Source organism: Methanobrevibacter sp., assembly GCF_045636185.1.
In the GTDB taxonomy this organism is placed as follows: domain Archaea; phylum Methanobacteriota; class Methanobacteria; order Methanobacteriales; family Methanobacteriaceae; genus Methanocatella.
In genome coordinates this window covers 16,585-40,106 of sequence record NZ_JAZTXC010000109.1, presented here as the reverse complement: position 1 = coordinate 40,106, position 23,522 = coordinate 16,585, and the positions used below count along the sequence as shown (strand labels likewise).

The following is a 23,522-nucleotide window of genomic DNA, read 5'->3' as shown; positions in this document are numbered from 1 at the left end:
AATTCAGTTTCTTTTACATACCATGAAACAAAGTTATTTATAGCTTTACGGGTAGTTAAAGAACCTTTTGGAGTACCTGTAGTACCACTAGTATATAAAACACAAGAAATATCTTTTTCATTCACTTCTACAGTGTTCAAATGATTTAAACTACTGATATTATTGGTGATGTCTGATACATTTAAAACATCAATATCCAAATTATTATCTGAAATAATTTTATTGATGCGTTGTTCTGTTTCATCACTGGCAATAACAACATTGGATCCACTATCCCTAAGCATTAAAATAATACGGTCATCAGGATATGTACTTTCAATAGGGACATAAATTCCATTAATGGATAAGACACCCATACTTGCTAATAAATACCATTCTGAACGATTAACAAAAAGGGCAACGCATTCTTGAGAATAAACTCCCAAATTATTCAATCTATCGGCAATTTCTTGAGCAATAAATGCACTTTCACCATAGGTATAGCTATTGTTGCCATAACCTAGAAGAATTTTATTTTCATATTTTAATAGATTGCTATTGAATGCATCTAAAATATCATTGAATTCCAAATCGGATTCAGTCTGATTAATTTCATTTAAAATCTCTAAATCGGATTTTGTAATATATTCAATATCAGATAATTTGTCAACATGGATTATTTGTGATAATATTAATTTATATGAGTCAATGAATCTTTCGACCATTGCTTTGGAATATTTATCCGAATGCATAATTATTAAATTATATTTTTGACCTCTTTGAATAACTTCAACTGTCAAATCATTAATTAAATCATCCATTTCTCCAATGATGCTTTCTTCGGATATTGATTCAATTTCAGCAGGAGTTTCATTATCATTACTAATCCATTCAGGTAAGAATTGGAATAATATATTAGAATCAATATTATATTCTTTTGCAAGCTGTCTAAATGGATAATAGTTATATTTCATAACTCCATAGACGATATCTGACATATAATTAATGAATGATGAGATATCTTGAGTTTTACAATCAACAAGCATAGGTAAAGTGTTTACATACATTCCAATTGCATTGTAATTGTTGAATCTGTCACGTCCGTTATCTGTGATGTTAAATAGTACCTTGTCACTACCGACAAATCTGGATAATGTATATGCAAAAACACTGGTAAATAATACATTTTCACTAACTTCATTTGTATCTAAAAATGATTTAAATAAGTTATAGTCTATTTCTAAATCACTTTGACAAACGCTTGGACCATCAGCCATCACGCTATCTAATAAAATGCCAACCTCATCATTATCTGCCAGCATTTTATCATAGAATTTATGGGCTTCATTATATTCTTCAGATTCATGGATTTGTTGTGTAAAAGCAGATACTTCTAAGAATGATTCATCAGGTTTTACAATTCCACCATCAAGAATTGTTTGTAAATGTTGTTTAAATATGCTATCTGATAATGCATCAAAAATAATGTGGTGGAATGCAGCCAATAATAAATATTTATCTTTATTTTCAACAATTGAGAATCTGCATAAACTGTTATATAAATCAAATGGTTTTGTTAAAAATTCTGTAATAAATCCTTTTGTTATATTATTTTCAAGGGATATGTTTGGTTTAGATCCTTTTACTAAGTAAGGAATATCGTAGTCATTATCAACACACATACCCAATATTGGGTGAAGATTAATCATTGTTTCTAATGCATTAAATATCTCATTAACATCATATTCTTTTGAAATATCCATGATAATTGGAATAATGTAAGAATCAACTTTATCATTTGCAATAATATCTAAATATACATTTAATTGTGGTTCATTTAATGGACAACCAGTATCTAAATTATATATATCTAAATCAAATGATTTTCCTCCAATAGCATTAGCAATTGCGTAAGGGGTACGTAAACTTAAAATATCTGCTGCAGTAATATTGTGGTTGTCTAAATGGGATAATATCTTAATAGCAATTAGGGAATCTCCTCCGAGATGGACAAAGTCATCGTACAAACTAATCTTGTCTTGATTAAACACTTCTTCAAATGCATTAATAATTATCTTTTCATTATCTGTAATTGGAGCAACATATTCTCGTTGTAATGAATCAAAATTAACTACAGGCAATGCATTTTTATCTACTTTACCATTTACATTCAAAGGAATGCTGTCTAGTTTAATGACATATGATGGAATCATGTACTCTGGTTTATGTTTACCAACATGATTATGAATTGAATCTTTTAATATATTTCCATCTAAATCATTAGATACTACTACATATGCCACCAATTCATTATTGGTATCATGTTTAACTGTTTGAACTGTCACATCATCCACATAATCTATTTCACGTATAGTTGTTTCTATTTCACTTAATTCTACACGGTTTCCTCTGATTTTAACTTGATTATCGTTACGTCCGACAATTCCCAGTGAACCGTCAGGCAATACTCGCGCTAAATCTCCACTGCGATACATTATATTGTAATCTTTATTATCAACGAATGGATTATCTAAAAATGCATTGTTTGTTTCTTCATCACGGTTTAAGTAACCTTCCGCTACTTGGTATCCTGCTATATATAGTTCTCCAACAGCACCTAATGGTACGCGTCTTTTTTCATTATCCAATACATATGCTTTGGTGTTGTCAAATAAATGACCTATGGATGAAGCATCAACTTTATCTTCTATATTAATGCTTGTTACATCAATGAATGTTTCTGTAGGGCCATATGTATCAAAGAACTTGTAGTTTGTATCTGTTTCTATTTCACCTAATTTTTCACCACCAGCACATAAAACTTTAAGGGAAGTGTTATTTGTTTGGCTGATAAATAATTTTGCAACTTGTGCAGGAAGGTGAGCGAAAGTGACATTATGCTTCATAAAATGACTATTCATGGCATTCATGTCTAATTTAATTTCATTAGGGATTATATTTAAGCAGGCTCCTGAAAAGATTGATGCAAATATTGATTCCATAGCCACATCAAAACCAATGGAAGCATACAATGCAAAGACATCATATTTTGTCAATCCATAATGTTTAGCATAAAACTCTGAAAAGTTAATTACGGATTTTCTAGTTATTTTAACACCTTTAGGAACACCAGTTGTTCCACTAGTGTATAAAATACAAGATAAATTACCATAATTCACACTTAAATCGGATGATTCACTAATATCCTTTTTAAGGATATCTGAAATATTTAAAAGCACAGTATCATTGGCTAAACTACAAACGCGCTCATAAGTACTGTCACAAACAATAATGGCTTTAGTATCATTATCTTTTAACATGAATTCTATACGCTCATCAGGATGTGCATCATCCAATGGAACATAAACTGCGCCTGCAGACAAAATACCTAAAATAGAAAACATATATAGTTCAGATCTTTCAACTAAAAACGCGACTTTATCGTCCAATCCAATGTCTAGGTCTTTTAAAGCAGTTCCAATCTCATTTGCAATAAATGCTCCTTCGCCATATGAGTAAAATCTGTCTTTATAACAGACAAGTTTGTTATCTGGGTTGTGAGCTAAATTATCATTAAATGCATCTAAAATATCATTATATTTTAGTGGATGTTCGGTTTCATTATAAGAATCTAATAGTTTTAAATCATCATCACAAACATAACTGATTGCAGACAATTCATTAACACTAATTAATTGGGATATTATTAGTTTATATGATTCAATGAAGTGTTCAATCATATCTTTCGAATATTTTTCTGAATAAAGGATGTTTATAACATAACTTTCGCCTTTTTGAATAATGTTGACACTTAAATCTGTAATAAAGTCTTCCATATCATTAATGATGTTTTCAGGTGAAACTTCTATTTCACTAATGTTTTCATCATCAAGACCAATCCAATCAGGTAGGAATTGGAATAAAATACTGGAATTTAAATTATATTTATTGGCCAGTACTCTGAATGGATAGTAGTTGTATTTCATTGCCCCATAAATTGTTTTAGACATATAATCTATGAATGATGCTGTAGTTTGATTTTTACAGTCTGCAAGTATAGGCAATGTGTTTACATACATTCCAATGGAATTGTAATTGTTAAATCTGTCACGTCCGTTTTCTGTAATATTGAATAATACTTTTTCACTACCGACAAATCTGGATAATGTATAAGCAAATGTGCTGGTGAATATTACATTTTCACTAATTCCTTTTGTATCTAAAAATGATTTAAATGTATTATAATCTATTTCTAAATCACTTTGACAAACACCAGGACCATCAGACAATGCAGAATCCAATAAAACACTAATTTCATCGGAATCCACTAACATTTCATCATAAAATTTGCCTGCATCATCATATTCATTACTATCTTGTATCTGTTTATTGAATGCAGAAACTTTTAAGAAAGAATCATCGACATTTACTATTCCGCCATTGAGAATTGTTGCAAAATCTTGTTTAAATACTCCATCAGATAAACCATCAAATATCATGTGGTGGAAAACAGCTATTAATTTGTAATCTTCTTCTGTTTCAATAATTAAAAATCTGGACAAGTTTTCATATAAATCAAATGATTTAGTTAAGAAGTTATTAGTGAATTCATCATTAATTTCATTTTCAATAATAATTTGTGGTTTGGATCCTTTAATTAATAGGGGCATGTCATATTCATCACTAACGCACATGCTCAATATTGGATGAACTTCCAGCATCTTATCTAAAGTATTGCTGATTTCTTCAATATCATATTCCTTAGAAATTCTCATTTCAAGTGGAATGAGGTATGCGCTGACTTTATTGTTTGCAATAATGTCTAAGTATACATTTAATTGTGATTCATTTAAAGGACATCCATCTTCTAATGAGTAGATATCTAAATCCAATGAAATATTATTAATGTTTTCTGCTATTGCTTTTGGTGTACGTAAACTTAAAATGTCTGCGGCAGAGATATTATAATCTTCTAAATTGGATAATAATTTGATTGCAGTTAATGAATCCCCACCAAGAGTCATGAAATCATCAGTTATACTGATTTTTTCTTGATTAAATACTTTTTCGAAAGCATTTGTAATGTCTTTTTCAATTTTATTTCTTGGAGCGATATATTCTGCACGTAAACTTTCTAAATCGACTTCAGGTAATGCTTTTTTATCTACTTTACCGTTAATATTTAAAGGAATTTCATCTAATTCAATAACAAATGAAGGAACCATATAATCAGGTTTATTTTTAGCTATGAATTTACAAAGTGAATCTTTTAAGTCATTTATTTTTTCTTTTGTAACTACATAAGCAACTAATTCTTTATTTTCATTGTTGTCTATTGTTTGAACGGTAACATCAATAATGTTATCAAATTCATGAATAATTGATTCCACTTCGGATAATTCTACACGGTTTCCCCTGATTTTTACTTGTTTATCTCTACGGTCTACAATAGCTAATGTGCCGTCAGGTAAGAATCTAACCATATCTCCTGTACGATACATCATATCGTATTCTTCATCGAAAGGATTTCTTAAAAAGGCTTCTTCGGTTTCTTTGTCACGATTTAGATATCCTTCAGCTATTTGATTTCCTGCAAGATATAATTCTCCAACGGCTCCAACAGGCACTTGTCTGAATTCATTATCCAATACATATCCTTTCGTATTATTTATTAAATAACCGATTGATGTTGAATCAATTTTTTTATTAACATCAATATTGGTTACAGATACACATGCTTCTGTTGGTCCGTAATTATCAATGAATCTATAATTGGCAGGTGTTTTTACTTCCCCTAATTTTTCTCCACCGGTAACCAAAACTTTTAATGAAGTTTCTTCAATACTGTTTATGAATAATTTGGCCACTTGTGTTGTAATATTGGTGTGGGTAACATTATTCTTGATAAAATGCTTATTTAATTTATGTATATCAAGTTTAATGTCTTCAGGTATTATGTCTAGACAAGCGCCACAGCATACTGGTGAAAGAACAGATTTAATAGCACCAACATCAAAACCAATTGAACTGTATAACGCAAAGATGTCATCAGAATTTAAACCGGAATCATTAATGTAAAACTCAACAAAGTTAATAATAGCTTTTCTAGTAATTTTTACTCCTTTAGGAATGCCTGTAGTACCACTTGTATATAGTATACAAGCCAAATCACTATATGTGCTATCTAAATGAGATATTTTTTCAATTTTATCATTTAGGATATCTGATATATTTATGATTTTTATATTGTCTGTTGTGTTTTCTACACGCTCATAATTTTCATCATCTGTAATGATTACTTTAATATTTGCATCATTTAATATGAAGTTTACACGTTCTTCAGGAAGTTTTTCTTCCAATGGAACATAAACTGCGCCAACAGATAAAATACCCAAAATAGAAAAGAGATAAGATTCGGATCTTTTAGTTAAAAATGCGACATTTTCACCTATGTTAACACCACTATCTTTTAAATGATCAGCTAGTTGTTTTGAAATAAATGCTCCTTCATCATAGGTGTATGAATTATTCTCAAATGACACTAATTTATTTTTAGGATATTTGATAAGATTATTATTAAATGCATCTAAAACATCATTGTATTTTAATTCATATTCAGTATCATTATATGAATTTAAGAGTTTTAAATCATCTTCTGTTATGCAATTAATGTTTGATAGCTCTTTAACTTTTGTTATTTCAGATAATATTAATTTATATGTTTCTGCAAATCTTTCAATTGTTTCTTTGGAATATTTGTCTGAATAAGTTATTCTTAAGATAAAACTATTGCATTCTTGTATGACTTCAAAACTAAAGTCATTAATAGGACTGTCGGTATTGATATTGTTCTCTCCATTAACCTCTGTGATATGAGTAGAACTATCAACTCCACTGACCCAGTTAGGAATATATTGGAAAATAATGCTAGAATCAATACCATATTTTTTCGCTAATGTTCTAAATGGATAATAATTGTATTTCATTGCATCATAAATTAAATTAGACATTGAGTCCATATATGATTGTATGTCCTGATTTTCACAATTGGCAACTAATGGTATTGTATTTACATACATTCCTATTGCATTATAGTTGTTTAATCTATCCCGTCCGTTTTCAAGAATGTTAAATAGTGTTTTTTCACTACCTGTAAATCTGGATAATGTATATGCAAAAATACTTGTGAATAAAATGTTTTCATTAATGGAATATTTGTTTATCAATTCATCAATTGATTTGTCATCAAATTCTAAATTAAGATGATAAACGCCTGAATTATTACCATTCACATCGTTTAGTAATGTACCTGCATCTTCTATATCAGTTAACATTGAATCGTAAAACTCTTCTGCTTGAGTATATTCTTCGATTTTTTGAATTTGTTGTGTGTATGCGGACACTTCTAAAAATGAGTCGTCGACATCAATTTTTTCATTATTAAATATTGATAATAAATCCTGTTTAAATACATTATTAGATAATGCATCAAATATTAAATGGTGGAAAACTGCATATAATCTATATTCGTTTTCATTTTCAATAATCAGATATCTAGATAAACTGCTATGTAAATCAAATTCTTTTGTTAAGAACTCATCAATAAATTCCTTATCATTTTCAGATTTAAATAAAATTTCCGGGCCATGCCCTTTTATTAAATATGGAATGTCTGTACTATCATCAACACACATATTCAAAATAGGATGGATTTCTAACATCTTATCTAAAGAATCTGCTATTTTGTCATAATCATATTTTTTAGGTATGCTCATTGAAAATGGAATGATATATGCATTCATTTTATTATTGGCAATTATATCTAAATATACGTTCAATTGAGGTTCATTTAATGGACAACCACTTTCTAATGAATAAATATCCAAATCAAATGATTCTTCATTAATATTTTCTGCAATATTTTTTGGTGTACGTAGACTTAAAATTTCTCTTGCTGTAATATTCTGTCCTTCCATATGTAGAAGTACTTTAATTGCAGTTAATGAATCACCACCCAACTGGATGAAATCATCATTCATACTGATTTTTTTATGGAATACAGCTTCAAATGCATCTACAATCATCTTTTCATTTTTTGTTATTGGTGCAACATATTCGCCATGCAAACTTTCTAAATTAATTTCAGGCAATGCATTTTTATCGACTTTACCATTTGGATTTAAAGGAATTTTATCCAGAGGTATGATGAATGAAGGAACCATATAATCAGGTTTATTTTTACTTATGTGGTTAGAAACATATTTTGCAATTGAGTTTTCGTTTAAATCACCTGATGTAACGACATATGCAACTAATTTACAGTAGCTTTTATCTTGTATTGTCTGAACTGTAACATCTTTAATTAATTTCAAATCACGGATAGTACTTTCTATTTCAGATAATTCTACACGATTCCCTCTAATTTTAACTTGTTTATCTCTACGGCCTTCAACAGATAATGTTCCGTCAGGCAATAAACGCACAAGGTCTCCTGTACGATACAATAATTTATAATTTTCATCATCGCTGAATGGATTATCAATAAATGCTTTTTTATTTTCTTTTCTACGGTTTATGTAATATTTTGAAGTTTGATAACCTGATAAATATAATTCTCCAACAGCACCATAAGGAACAGGTCTTTTTTCATTATCTAAGATATATGCTTTGGTATTATAGCTTAATGAACCCACTGATGAAGAAGTTATTTTGTCTTTATTATTAATTGATGAAACAAATACAAATGTTTCGGTCGGACCATAAATGTCGATTAGATTATAATCATCAGGACTTTCAATCGCACCTAATTTTTCCCCACCAACTAATAAAACTTTTAATGAAGTATTTTCTACGCTTTGTACAAAGAGTTTTCCAACTTGTGTTGTAATAAAAGTATGGGTAATGCCATGTTCGATGAAATATTCGTTCATTTCATTAATATTTAATTTTATATTGTCTGGAACTACATATAAACAAGACCCAGCATATATTGCAGCAAATACTCCTAATGAACCAGCATCAAAACCAATATTTGCAAATAAGCCATAATTATCCGCATTGCTTAATCCATATGTGTCAACATAATATGATGACATATTAATAACGGCTTTTCTAGTAATATTCACGCCTTTAGGAAGACCTGTAGTACCGCTGGTGTATAAAATACAAGCCAAATCACCATATTCAACATCTAATTTGAATAAAGTTCCATTTTCTTGATTTAATATGCGGTCTATGTTTAAAATAATGCAATTTTTGGATAATCCTTCAGCTCTTTCATAAGTCTCATCACTTACAATAATTACTTTAGGGTCAGTATCTTTTAGTATGAATTCGATTCTTTCATCTGGGAGGGTATTGTCTAATGGAACATATATGCCACCAACGGACAGGATACTTAAAATACTAAATAAATAGTTTCCTGAACGATTAACTAAGAATGCAACATTGTCTTGTGAGTTAACTCCTAATTTTTTTAACTCTTCAGCTATTTTATTAGCAATAAATGCTCCTTCACCATATGTATAGACTTTATTGTTTACCTTTGTCAAGTTACTGTTTGGATATTTGGAAAGATTATTATTAAATGCATCCAATATATCATTGTAGTCTAAATCATGTTTAGTATCATTAAATTCATCTAAAAGTTTTAAATCCCTATTGGTAATATAATTAATGTCTTTTAATGCATCTTTATTTATTATTTGAGTCATTACTTCTTTAAATACTTCAACAAAACGAATAATTGTATCTTTTGAATATTTGTCTGTATGTTCAACAGTTATGAGATATCCGTCATCCAGATCATTTATAACACATAAGAATTCAGAAACTAAATTATAATTCATCTCTTTAAATTTAATTCCATTCTCTATGTCTGATGTATCATTTAAATCATAATTGTATTCAAAAGTAACATTATTTTTTAAATCAAATTCATTTGCAAGTAATCTATATGGATAAATGCTATGAAGCATTGAATCCAAAATTAAATCGGACACCTGATTTAAATAATCTTTTGTTGATGTGTTTTTACAATTTATCAATAATGGGATTGTTCGAACAAACATTCCAAATGCATCTTGGGAATAATCTTCATGACGACCATGTTCGGTAAAGTTAAAGTAAACTTTGTCGCTGCCTATAAGGCGGGAATATGAATAGGCAAATATTGCATTCAGTAAAGAACCTATTGTGATATTATTTTCATGAGCAAATGCTTCAAATTGGCTACGAATATTGTGGATTGGATAAGTAACAATGCCTGCCTGTCCGCCAATATCTGTCAATAATTCTGGAACATCATCTAAATCGTTAAATTGATTATTGAAGAAGTCATATGCTTCCTGATACTGTTTTTTATATTTTGAATCAAAAGCATCATAGCTAGCTTTAATAAAACCGTAATCTATTTTATCATCGGAATTTTTATTTAAAATTTCATCTAATTCTTTATTGATGATAGCTCTTGTTGTAGCATCACTGATGATGTGGTGAATGTCATAATATATTGTTTTATTGTTTTCATCGATGCTGATATAAAAACGGACTAATAATTTATCTAATTCAAACGGTTCAATAATTTCAAAAATGTCTGTAACTTCATTAAATTCAATTGAAGGATAACTATCACAGACTAAAAGAGGCATATTTGGAGTATCTACAATATGGCCTTTTAAGATAGGATGTTTCTCAATTAATGTGTGGATAGCATTTATTATTTCTTCACGGGTTGTATTTAAATCACATTCGTAATATCCAGGATTTGAATATGCAGTACCTTTTTCCTCGATTTTTTCATCCAAGTAGATTCCTAGTTGTGGTTCAGACAAACAACAAGTTAATCCTTCATCAAATTGGTAATTGCCGATAAATTTTAGTTCAGATTTAAGATTTTCAAAGAATAAATTGATTTTTTCAGCAATATAGGTGTTTTTAGCATAATCTCCACCGATAATGTATTCATCATCAACGGAAGCAATATTGACTGTAATACCATAGGATGTGGATTCAAATTCTGATTTATTAATGTTATCTTCAGATAAAAAGATATTAAGTGATTCAAATAGCCTATTTTTAAATATGAATTCAGTACTTAAGAAATTAAATGTAAGTGGACAATGTTTATATTCCAATTCATCGCTTCCATATATCAATGACCCGTAATTCAAACCTAGGTTATTAATATTTTTAAATGAATTTTTAAGGTTGTAAACATCTAATATTAAAGAAATATTGTCATAATCATTGATTAAGTCTAATGATACAGGGTATTGTGTGGTAAACCATCCGATGGTACGACTGACATTAGCTAAAGTTTCGTCACGACCATAAGATTCACGATTAAGGATGAGATTTTCTCCATAAGTCTTTTTATAAGCACGTGCAATAGATAATGCCCAGTATTCTTCTTCAGATAACATTAATAAATTATCTGGATTATAATAATTTTCCGCTTTTAAACTGTATACTATTGATTTTCCGCAAAGTTTGGAATCATCAAGTGACTCATTAAGTTCCAGCCAATGTTGTTTTTCTTCATCAGAAATATTATTTGCCAGTTCTTTCACATCATTAACCCATAATTTATATGGATAAGGTCTAGGAAGGCTGATTTTATTTTTAGATCCAATTTTATAATAAATATAGGATAAATCATCTATAAGAATACTCCAGCTGACACCATCAATGATTAAATGGTGAATAACAAAAATGACATATGATTCGTTATTGTGGTGGAAAAGTGTTATATGGATTAAATTGTTTTCATAATTTAATTTATTATGGATATCTCTAAAAATACTTCTTATTGAACTGTTTATGTCATCATCACTATATATTTCATTTATTTCGCATACTCTTGTATTTACAGGCAATATTTCTTGAATAGGTTCATTATCTTCAAATCTATATGTTGCACGTAGCATATCATGAATATTGGTTAATTCATCGAATGCAGATTGTAATTTATTTAATTCTATTTTTTCTGTTGATTTTAGAATATAATGTTGGTTGTATTCATTTTTATTAATTTGATCAAAGAAATAACTTTGAATAGGATGTAAATCAACAATACCTTCTACAGCATCATATGAAACATGTGAAACTTCCTCTACATTTTTAGCAATTAAATATGGGGTTTTGTAATTTAGTATATCTTGAGCAGTGCATGAAATATTGTCATTTTGGAGCATTGATATAAGGCGAATGGATTTAATGGAATCTCCACCTAAACGAATGAAGTCATCATATAGACTAATGTTTTCCTGATTAAATATGATTTCAAAAGCGTTAACTATTATTTTTTGTGTTTCTGTTACTGGAGCGACATATTCTGCACGTAAACTATCTAAATCAACTTCGGGCAATGCTTTTTTATCTACTTTACCATTGACATTTAATGGAATTTCATCCAGATTAATGATGAATGATGGAATCATGTAATCCGGCTTGTGTTGTGATACATAATCTTTGATTAAATTTGCAAGTGCATCGCCAGTTGATTCGTTGGATACAACTACATACGCTACTAATTCATTATTGCCCTTATTATTTATTGCTTGGACTGTAACATCATCAACATAATCTATGCTTCTGATTACTGATTCAACTTCGGGCAGCTCTACACGGTTTCCTCTGATTTTTACTTGATTATCTCTTCTACCTACAAAACCTAAAGTGCCGTCACTTAAGAATCTTACAATATCTCCAGTCTTATAAATACGTTCATATCCTTTTTCATTATCAAATGGATTATCAAAGAATGCTTTGGCATTTTCTTCTTTATTATTTAAATAACCTGGTGTTAATTGATGGCCTGCAAGATATAATTCTCCTACTGCACCTAATGGAACACGACGGTGTTCATTATCAAGAACATAACCTTTGACATTGTCAATAAATCCGCCTATGCTTGTGTGATGTATACGTTTGTTGGCAGGAATGCTTGTGGAAACTGCTAAGTTTTCGGAAGGACCATAAATTTCAAGCGGGCCGATGGAATCCGGAGCATTCAATTCACCAAGTGTCATGCCACCTAAACATAATAACTTAATTGTTGTATCCATACCGCTTTCGGCAAATAACTTACCTATTTGGGTTGTGATGAAAGTATGAGTACAATTATGTTCGATAAAGAAATCATTTAAAGCTTTCAAATCTAATCTGATATCTTCAGGAACCACATATAATGAACCTCCACTAATAACCGGGGCAAATAATCCATGTGTATGCATATCAAATACATAGGAAGAATGCAGTCCAAAGACATCTTGTGATGTGAAATTCGTTTCTTTAACATACCATGAAACAAAGTTATTTATGGCTTTTCGAGTAATTTTAACTCCTTTAGGAATGCCAGTTGTACCACTAGTGTATAATAAGGAACCAATATCATTTTCACTAATAGCAGTATTATATAAATGGTTTAAACTACCAATATTGTCGTTAATTAAATCAGATACATTCAAAACATCAACATTTAAATCATTTTCTAAAATAATGTCGCGGATCTTCTGTTCTGATTCATCTGTTACGATAACTGCTTTTGAATGGCTGTCTTTCAACATTAAAATAATACGTTCGTTAGGATAACTTGTATCAATAGGCACATAAGCTCCACCCATTGATAAAATACCCATGCTGGCTAACAAATACCATTCAGAACGATTAACAAATAATGAAATGAAATCTTGGGATTTGGCGCCGAGATCACCTAATTTATTTGCAATTTCGTTTGCAACAAATGCACACTGGCCATGCGTATAAACATTGCCTTCATAACCGATTAGAATGTCATTTTCATGTTCTGGTAAATTAGCGTTAAATGCATCTAAAATATCATTACAGCTTACTTCTTCTTGTGTTTGATTATAGCTATCTAAAAGTTTAATATCGCCATCAGTAATAATATCAATATCAGATAATTTCTCAGCACTAATTATTTGGTATAATATTAATTCATATGTCTTTGCAAAATGTTTTATGGTATTTTCACAGTATTTATCTGAATACATGATATTTAATGAATATTTGTCTTTATTTTGAACTACATCCACACTCAAATCACTGATAAAATCAGTCATGTCTTTAATAATATCTGCATTGGATTCATTGCTATTTTCACCAAACCAATCTGGGACATACTGGAAAATAATGCTGGAATTAATATTATATTCATTAGATAGTAATCTAAATGGGTAGTAGTTGTATCTTATCACATCATAAATTAATTCAGACATATATTTAATGAAATTTAAACTGGACTGATTTTTACAATCAACTAATAACGGCAAAGTATTAACATACATTCCTATTGAATTGAAATTGCCAAATCTGTCCCGTCCGTTCTCAACAATATTAAATAAGACTTTTTCACTACCTGTGAATCTAGATAATGTATAAGCAAAAACGCCTGTGAATAATACATTTTCATTAATGTTATTCTTTTTGATAGTCTCTCCAATATTTTTATTTAACTCTATACGATAAACTCCTGGTCCGTCAGTAGATATGTCGTCTAATAAATTATTTGCATCTTCATTATCTGCCAACATCAAATCATAAAATTCTTTAGCAATTTCATATTCTTTGGCCTGCTGTATTTGTTGGTTAAATGCAGATACTTTTAAAAATGAATTATCGATATCAACTGTTTCATTATCAAGTAATGCTAATAAATCTTTTTTAAATACTGTTTCAGATAATCCATCAAATATTAAATGGTGGAAAACCGCATATACTATGTTTTCATCATTATTTTCAATAATCAAAAATCGGCATAAGCTTTCATATAAATCAAATGGCTGTTTTAAAAATTTATTGAGTGTTTCATCATCAATTTCGGATTTAATTGAAATTTCTGGTTTGTTTCCTTTCACTAAATATGGAACATTAAATTCATCGCTTACACACATATTAAGGATTGGATGAACATTAATCATTTCATTTAAAGCATTATGTATATTTTCTCCAGAATATCTCTTTGGAATATTCATATTTAGTGGAATAAGGTATGAATCAATTTTATTGTTTGCAATAATATCTAAATACACATTTAATTGAGGTTCATTTAACGGACATCCTCTTTCAATAGAATATTTGTCAAAATTAAAAGAACATTCGTTAATATTCTCTGCAATTGCTTTTGGTGTGTTTAAACTTAAAATGTCTGCCGCTGAAAGATTATAATCTTTAAGATTTGATAATAATTTAATGGCGGTTAATGAATCTCCACCTAAACGGCTGAAATCATCGTTTATACTAATTTTTTCTTGATTAAATACTTCTTCAAAAGCTTTTACAATGTCTTTTTCTATTTCATTTCTTGGTGCAACATATTCTGCACGTAAACTATCTAAATCAACTTTAGGTAATGCTTTTTTATCTACTTTACCATTAACATTTAATGGGATTTCATCTAAACCAATGATAAATGAAGGAACCATATAATCAGGTTTATGCTGCGATACATATTTTTTGATTGAATTTTCAAGTGCATCTCCCGTCAATTCATTTGATACGACAACATAAGCTACTAATTCATTATTACCTTTGTTATCAATTATCTGAACTGTCACATCATCAACATAATCAATTCTTCTAATTGCTGATTCGACTTCAGGCAGTTCTACACGGTTTCCTCTGATTTTTACTTGATTATCTCGACGATCTACAATAGCTATTGTTCCGTCCGGTAGGAATCTAACCATATCTCCAGTACTGTAAATTTTCTCGTATCCTTTTTCATAATCGAATGGATTATCGAAAAATGCTTTTTCATTTTCTTTTGCACGATTTAAGTATCCTTTACTTAATTGATGGCCTGCGAGGTATAATTCTCCTACAGCACCTAATGGAACACGGCGATGTTCATTATCTAGAACATATCCTTTAACATTGCTAATAAATCTGCCAATGCTTGTGTGATGTATACGTTTGTTGGCCCAGATACTTGTAGAAACTGCTAAATTTTCAGACGGACCATAGGTTTCAAATGGACCGATGGAATCTGGAGCATTTAACTCTCCAAGCTTCATTCCACCGAAACACAATAATTTGATGGTAGTTTTCATGCCGCTTTCAGCGAATAATTTACCTACCTGACTTGTAATGTATGTGTGGGTACATTCATGTTCAACATAATAATCATTCAAAGCTTTTAAATTTAATCTAATGTCTTCTGGCACTACATATAATGATCCGCCAGTAATTATTGGAGCATATAGGGCCGCTGTGTGAATATCAAATACATAGGAGCAATGCATTCCATAAGTATCCTCTGATGTAAAATTGGTTTCTTCAACATACCATGAAACAAAGTTATTAATGGCTTTACGTGTAATCAGGGAACCTTTAGGAGTACCTGTAGTACCGCTGGTGTATAAAACACAGCCAATATCATTTTCGCCAACTTCAATTGAATTTAAATTAGTTAAACTGCCAATCTCTTCATCAGTAATTTGGGATACATTTAAGACATCAACATTCAAGTCGTTATCTAAAATAATTTTAAGCATCTTTTGTTCTGTCTTATCTGTTACAATAACAACTTTTGATTGTGTGTCCTTTAACATTAAAATAATACGTTCATCAGGATAAGTGGCCTCAATAGGAACATAAATGCTGTCTATTGTTAAAACTCCTAAACTTGCAAGTAAATACCACTCTGAACGTTCAACAAATAATGATACATAATCCTGTTTAATGATGCCCATGTTGGTTAATTCATTAGCTATTTCATTTACAATGAATGCACTTTCCCCATAGGTATATGATTCATCTTCATATCCAACAAGAATTTTGTCTTCATGTCTTAATAAATTGTTATTAAATTCTTTTATTATATCTCCATATTTTAAAGTGCATTCTGTCTTATTATATGAATTTAAAAGTTTGATGTCCTCTTCTGCAGTTAGATTTATATCAGACAATTCATTGATTTCAATTATTTGGGATAATATTAATTTATATGTTTTAGCAATATGTTCTATTGTGTTTTTTGAGTATTTGTCTGAATATGTAATATTTAACTCATAAGAATCTTCTTTTTCTATAACTGCAGTATTTAAATCATTAATAAAACCAGTCATGTTATTAATCATATCTTCAGTAATGGCATTTTCATCATTATTAGTTTCATTAAACCATTTTGGCTGATATTGGAAAATAATATTGGAATCTATATTGTACTCATTTGCTAAAAATCTGAATGGATAATAGTTATATCGCATTACATTATAAACTAAATCTTGCATATAATTAATAAATTCGGTAATGGATTGATTTTTACAATCAACTAATAATGGCAATGTATTTACATACATTCCGATTGAATTGTAGTTGTTTAGTCTGTCTCGTCCATTTTCGACTATGTTGAATAATACTTTTTCACTACCAGTAAATCTGGATAAAGTATAAGCAAAGACACTAGTAAATAATATGTTTTCTCCGATATTTTTATTTCTAATAAATTCCTTTATGTTCTTATCAAGATTTATTGTATAAGTTCCGGATTCATTATCTACTGCATCATCTAATAAAACACTAACTTCGTCATTATCTGCTAACATTATGTCATAAAAGTTTTTAGCATCATTAAATTGTTCTTTTTCTTGAATTTGTTCGTTAAATGCAGATATTTTTAAGAATGAATCATCAACATCAACTAAATTACCATTAAGTATACTTAATAAATCTTTTTTAAATGCATTTTTAGATAATCCATCAAATATTAAATGATGGAAAACACCATACAGGTTATATTTGTCATCATTTTCAATAATTAAAAATCTTGATAAACTGTTATGCAAATCAAATCTTTCAGTTAAAAATTTATTAAGCAATTCATCATCAATTTCGGATTTAATCCCAATTTCTGGCTTTTTCCCTTTCACTAAATATGGAACTTCAAATTCATCACTTATGCACATATTTAATATTGGATGAACATTAAGCATTTCCTGTAACGCATTGCATAGATTCTCTTTTGAATATTTTTTTGAAATATTCATTTTCACCGGAATAATGTATGAATCATACTTGTTATTTGCAATAATGTCTAAATATACATTTAATTGAGGTTCATTTAAAGGACATCCATCATCTAAAGAATAAACATCTAAATCAAAAGAATTTTCGTTAATATTTTCCGCTATTGCTTTTGGTGTGCGTAAACTTAAAATATCTGCTGCTGAAATATCATACTCTTTAAGATTGGATATTAATCTTATGGCAGTTAGTGAATCTCCTCCCAATCGAGCAAAATCATCATAAATACTAATTTTTTCTTGATTATACACAGATTTAAATGCATTCACAATGTCTTTTTCTTCTTTTGTCGTTGGAGCAATATATTCAACATGTAAACTTTCTAAATCAACTTCCGGTAAAGCTTTTTTATTTACTTTACCATTGATGTTTAATGGAATTTCATCTATTTCGATGACAAATGATGGAACCATATATTCTGGTTTATTTTTAATTACATGATTGCATACATAATCTTTAAGGTTATCAACGTCATTTGATGTAACAACATAAGCTACTAATTCATTATTACCATTATTCTCAATAGTTTGGATTGTAACATCTTTAATAAGATTTAATTCACGAATTACTTCTTCAATTTCTGATAATTCGACACGATTTCCTCTAATTTTTACTTGACTATCGCTACGACCAACAATAGCCAATGATCCATCACTTAATACTCTAACCATGTCCCCACTGGAGTACATTACTTTATAATTTTCATTATTCTCAAATGGATTTTCTATAAATGCTTCTTCGGTTTCTTTTTCACGGTTCAAGTATCCATCAGATAGTTGGTAACCTGAAATATATAATTCTCCGATAGCACCTAGCGGTACACGTCTAAGTTCATCATCTAATACATAAGCTTTAGTATTATAACTTAATGGGCCTATTGAAGAAGAATCTATTTTATCAATATTTTTAATTGAAGAAATGAATACACAAGCTTCTGTCGGACCAAATGCATCAACTAAAGTATAATCTTTCGGACTTTCGAATTCACCTAATTTTTCTCCACCCACAAGTAAAACTTTTAGTGAAGTGTGGATTACATTTTCTATGAATAATTTTCCAACCTGTGTTGTAATTAATGTATGAGTAACACCGTGGTTTATGAAATATTCATTCATTTTTTCTATATCTAATCTGATGTCATTTGGAATAATGGATAAACATGCACCACTGTATAAAACAGTAACTATTGCTAATAATGCAGCATCAAAACCAATTGTTGAAAATAGGCCATAAATATCATTATTGGTTAATTCATATTTGTCCCGATAAACTTCAGCTAAGTTAACAAGGGATTTTCTAGTTATTTTAACACCTTTAGGAACACCTGTAGTACCGCTTGTATACAGAATACAGGTTAGCTCTCCATAATCAACATCTAAATTGGATAAAGTTCCAATATCCTCTTTCATTAATTCTGAAATGTTTAAAAGATTAACATTATTGTTCAAGTTTTTAACCCTTTTATAGGTTTCATCGCTCACAATAACAACTTTGGATTGAGTGTCATTTAATATGAATTCAATACGCTCATCAGGATGCTTGTCATCAAGTGGAACATAACAGGCTCCCATAGATAGTATAGTTAATGGACAGAACATATAGTATTCGCTACGTTCAACCATAAATGCAACATTATCCTGTTTTTTAACGCCCATATCTTTTAAACAATTGGCTATTTTATTTGCTATGTATGCAACTTCAGCATATGTATATGAACGATTTTTGTAGGATACAATTTTATTGTTGGGATATTTGGAAAGATTATCATTAAATGCATCTAAAATATCTTCGTATTCTAATTCATGTTCTGTTTTATTAATTGTATCTAATAATTTTAAATCTGATGTTAAGGTATAATTAATCTCAGATAATTGTTTTACTTTAGTAAATTCCTGTAAAATAAGTTTGTATGTTTCTACAAATCGTTTAATCATGTTTTTATTAAATTTATCTGAATATAAGATTTTAATTCCATATTTTTCCTCTCCAGAATTAAAAATATAAAATGCCATATCGCCCTGAAAATCATGTTTTAATTCTTCAATAGACTTTATAAATTTATTATTGGCTGTTTTATAAAAAATATCCTGTGCAAATTGGAAAATTATATCTGAATTTAAATCGTATTCATTTGCTAGAATATGGAATGGATAAAAATCATATTTCATGGTGGAATTAACTAATTTTGATGAATATTTTAGGAAGGAATTTGTGTTTTGATTTTTACAATCAATAAGTAACGGCAATGTACGAACATACATTCCTATTGAATTTGATAAATCCAGTTGTCCTCTTCCGTCTTCAACTAAATTAAATAGAACTTTTGATGAACCGGTGAATCTTGATAGTGTGTAAGCAAATACGCTGGTGAAAAATTGGTTATATGTGATTGAATTATCTTGTAAAAATGAATCTAAATATTCATTTTCTATTGTTAAATAATCGTTATACTCATTATTTTTATTTTCTTTATCTATGGATGATAATAAATCATAACATTCTTCCCTGTCAGTTAACATTTCATCAAAGAATTTTTTTCCATCATTCATGTAATTGGAGTCAATAATATTATTTTCTTCAAATGAAACCTGTCTTAAAACTCCATTATCAACAAAATCATCAATATTTTCATTTAAAATGGCAAATATATTATCTAATAGGATATTAATGGATGTTCCGTCGAATATTAAATGGTGACAATCCATACATAATATTAATGTTTCGCCTTCTTTAACAATTAAAAAACGAGATAAATATTTATCTATCTCAAAAGGATGTACAAAGCTTTCAATATCTGCTGGGGATCCTTCAATGATTTTTGGTTCACCATCAAAACAAAAAGAAGGCACATCATTATCTATTAAAACACGTGCTTTTAAAATAGGATGGATTTTAAATAATTTATTTAATGCACTTTTAATTTCGTTAATTGAATAAGAATCATTGAATTTTATTTTGAATGAATTATTATATGCACTTCCCACATCATTTGCAATTTCATCCAAATAAACATTTAATTGGGATTCGGATAATGGGCATAAGTCATCAAAAGTATAATTAACTTCATTATTTATTTCATTTGAATTAAATTTGATAAAGTCACTAATTTTAAGTGGTGTTGACAATTCGATTAATTTATTGGAGGATATATCTACATTTAATTCATTTTTTAAATATAGTTGTAATTTCATTGAAGATAGTGAATTTCCACCTAAAGCAACGAAATCATCATCTATTAATATGAAATCTTTGTTTAAAACCTTTTTAAATCCTTCAATAATGGTTTTAAGGATTTCATCATCAACATCTTCATTAATGTTATTTTCACCGATTTTTTTCAATGCAAATTTGTCTATTTTACCATTTACATTTAATGGAATTTTATCTAATTTAATAAATAGTGAAGGAATCATATATTCAGGTAATTCCATTTTTAAAGCGTTTTTAATGTCATCTATATTTACATTGTCTGTTGTAGTATAATATAATATCAATGTATCGTTTTCTACATCTAAATAGCTTTCTTTTATATTAAAATTATTTAACGTGTTTATTATTTCATTTGTTTCTACACGAAAACCTCTAACGGATAATTGATTATCTTCACGGCCGATGATTTCAATTTCACCATCAAAATTATAAAAACCAATATCTCCCGTTTTATACATTCTTTTATTGCTTTCACAATCAGAGTGGGGGTTATCAATAAAACTATTGTCGGATAAATTATCGTTGATATATCCCGGACTTATATATTCGCTTGAAATGCATATTTCTCCAGGAACGCCAATAGGAACTTGTTCATTATTTTTATCTAAAATATATGCCCAGGTATTACTTAGTGGTTTACCGAGAGGGATATGTTTATCCATATTTTTCAAATCAAAAATTTTAGTAATTGCTAAAATTACTTCGGTTGACCCATAAAAATTAACTAGTTTTGTATAATTTTCCCTATATTCTAATTCATTTATCTTTGCACCTGCTAATGTCATATATCTTATTTTCAAATCATCATTTTCAAAAATAGGAATACCTACACTAGGAGGTAAAGTTATTATATCTATAGGTTTTTCTTTAAGTTTTTTTATTAACAATAAACTGTCTTTCCGCTCATCTTCATTAAAAATTCTAGCACTTGCACCAAGGTATAATGCCCAATACATTCCATAAGATCCGACAAAACTAAAACTTGCATAGCAGCCAATAATTTCTTCTCCGGAAATATCAAATATCTTTCTATAAGCATTACTTATTCCGCTAATTTGTTTATTGGAGATTTTTACTCCTTTTGGAAGACCTGTTGTACCTGAAGTAAACATTATGGTAAATAAATCATCACCAGAACTTTTTATTTCAAAATCAATATTATTATTAGTTTCTAAATCATTTGCGATGATTGTGTTGATATCAAAATCATATAAATCTTCATATTCTTTAGATATGATGATATTTTGGGATTCGGAGATGTTTATCATATGTTCAATACGTTTTTGAGGATATTCTGGATCAATTGGAATGGATGCGGCACCAATTTTATTAAGCGCTATGACTAATGCAGGAAAATAATAATTCCGTGATATCATTAAGCAGACTGGAGTTCCTTGATTAATATTATAGTTATTAATCAAATCATATGCAATTGAATTTGTTAATTTATCAAATTCCAAATAAGTTAATTGTTTATCTCCATCGTCTATTGCAATACTATTAGGATTCTTAATTGCATTTTCATGGACAGCCAATCCTATTGTTTTATCATTATCAACATCAACTCTGTCACTTTTACAAAATTCTGCAATTAATGATTTATCTTCTTCACTTATTATTGGAATATTTTTACAAAGTTGATTTGATGAATTTAGAACATTATCGATTACTGATTCAATATTCATTAGCATATGGTCAATGTAAATTTCTTCAAATAAATCAGTATTATATATTAATTCCAGTGAATCCTTATGGATATTCAGTATTAAAGCACATTTTTCTTCATTGGCAATGGAATTATTATTTAAGTCTGTTAAATCATAAATTGAGTAAAATGATTTGATATCAGTATAATTTTCAATATCTGCTTTGCTATGCTTTTTTGTTTCATTTATAATATATTCTATTTTACTTAAATGCTCATTAAATGATATATTTTCATCATAATCAATTTTTAATAGTGTTGTTTTACCGGAATTTTTATTGATAGTATTAAATAAGCATCCTTGAGTTTTGTCAACACGGGATAAGTATAAAGAAAATATTCCAGTTATAAAATTAAATCTAGAAATGTTATTCTTATTTAAAAAAGTATGGGGTGATTTGTTTTTAAGAGTTACTTTTTTGGTTTTATATGAATTTGATTTAATGTTATAAAATTTCACATACTTTTCTGCATCTGAAAGCATATCATTCCAGTATTTTAAATCTTTATTAAATTCCTTTGTATTCAGATATTCATTTTTTTCAAGTTTATCATCTGAATTATTAAACAAATTATTCAT

1 protein-coding gene (running past one end of the window) is annotated in these 23,522 nt (G+C 28.9%); it reads right to left on the bottom strand.

Annotated features, from left to right (window positions below):
* Positions 1 to 23,522 carry the 5' portion of an amino acid adenylation domain-containing protein gene (locus tag ACKI3Q_RS06190; protein ID WP_407415309.1) on the bottom strand. Its footprint begins 9,067 nt before the window's first position, so 23,522 of the gene's 32,589 nt are visible here — the first part of the coding sequence; it begins with the start codon at positions 23,520 to 23,522; the stop codon falls past the left edge of the window.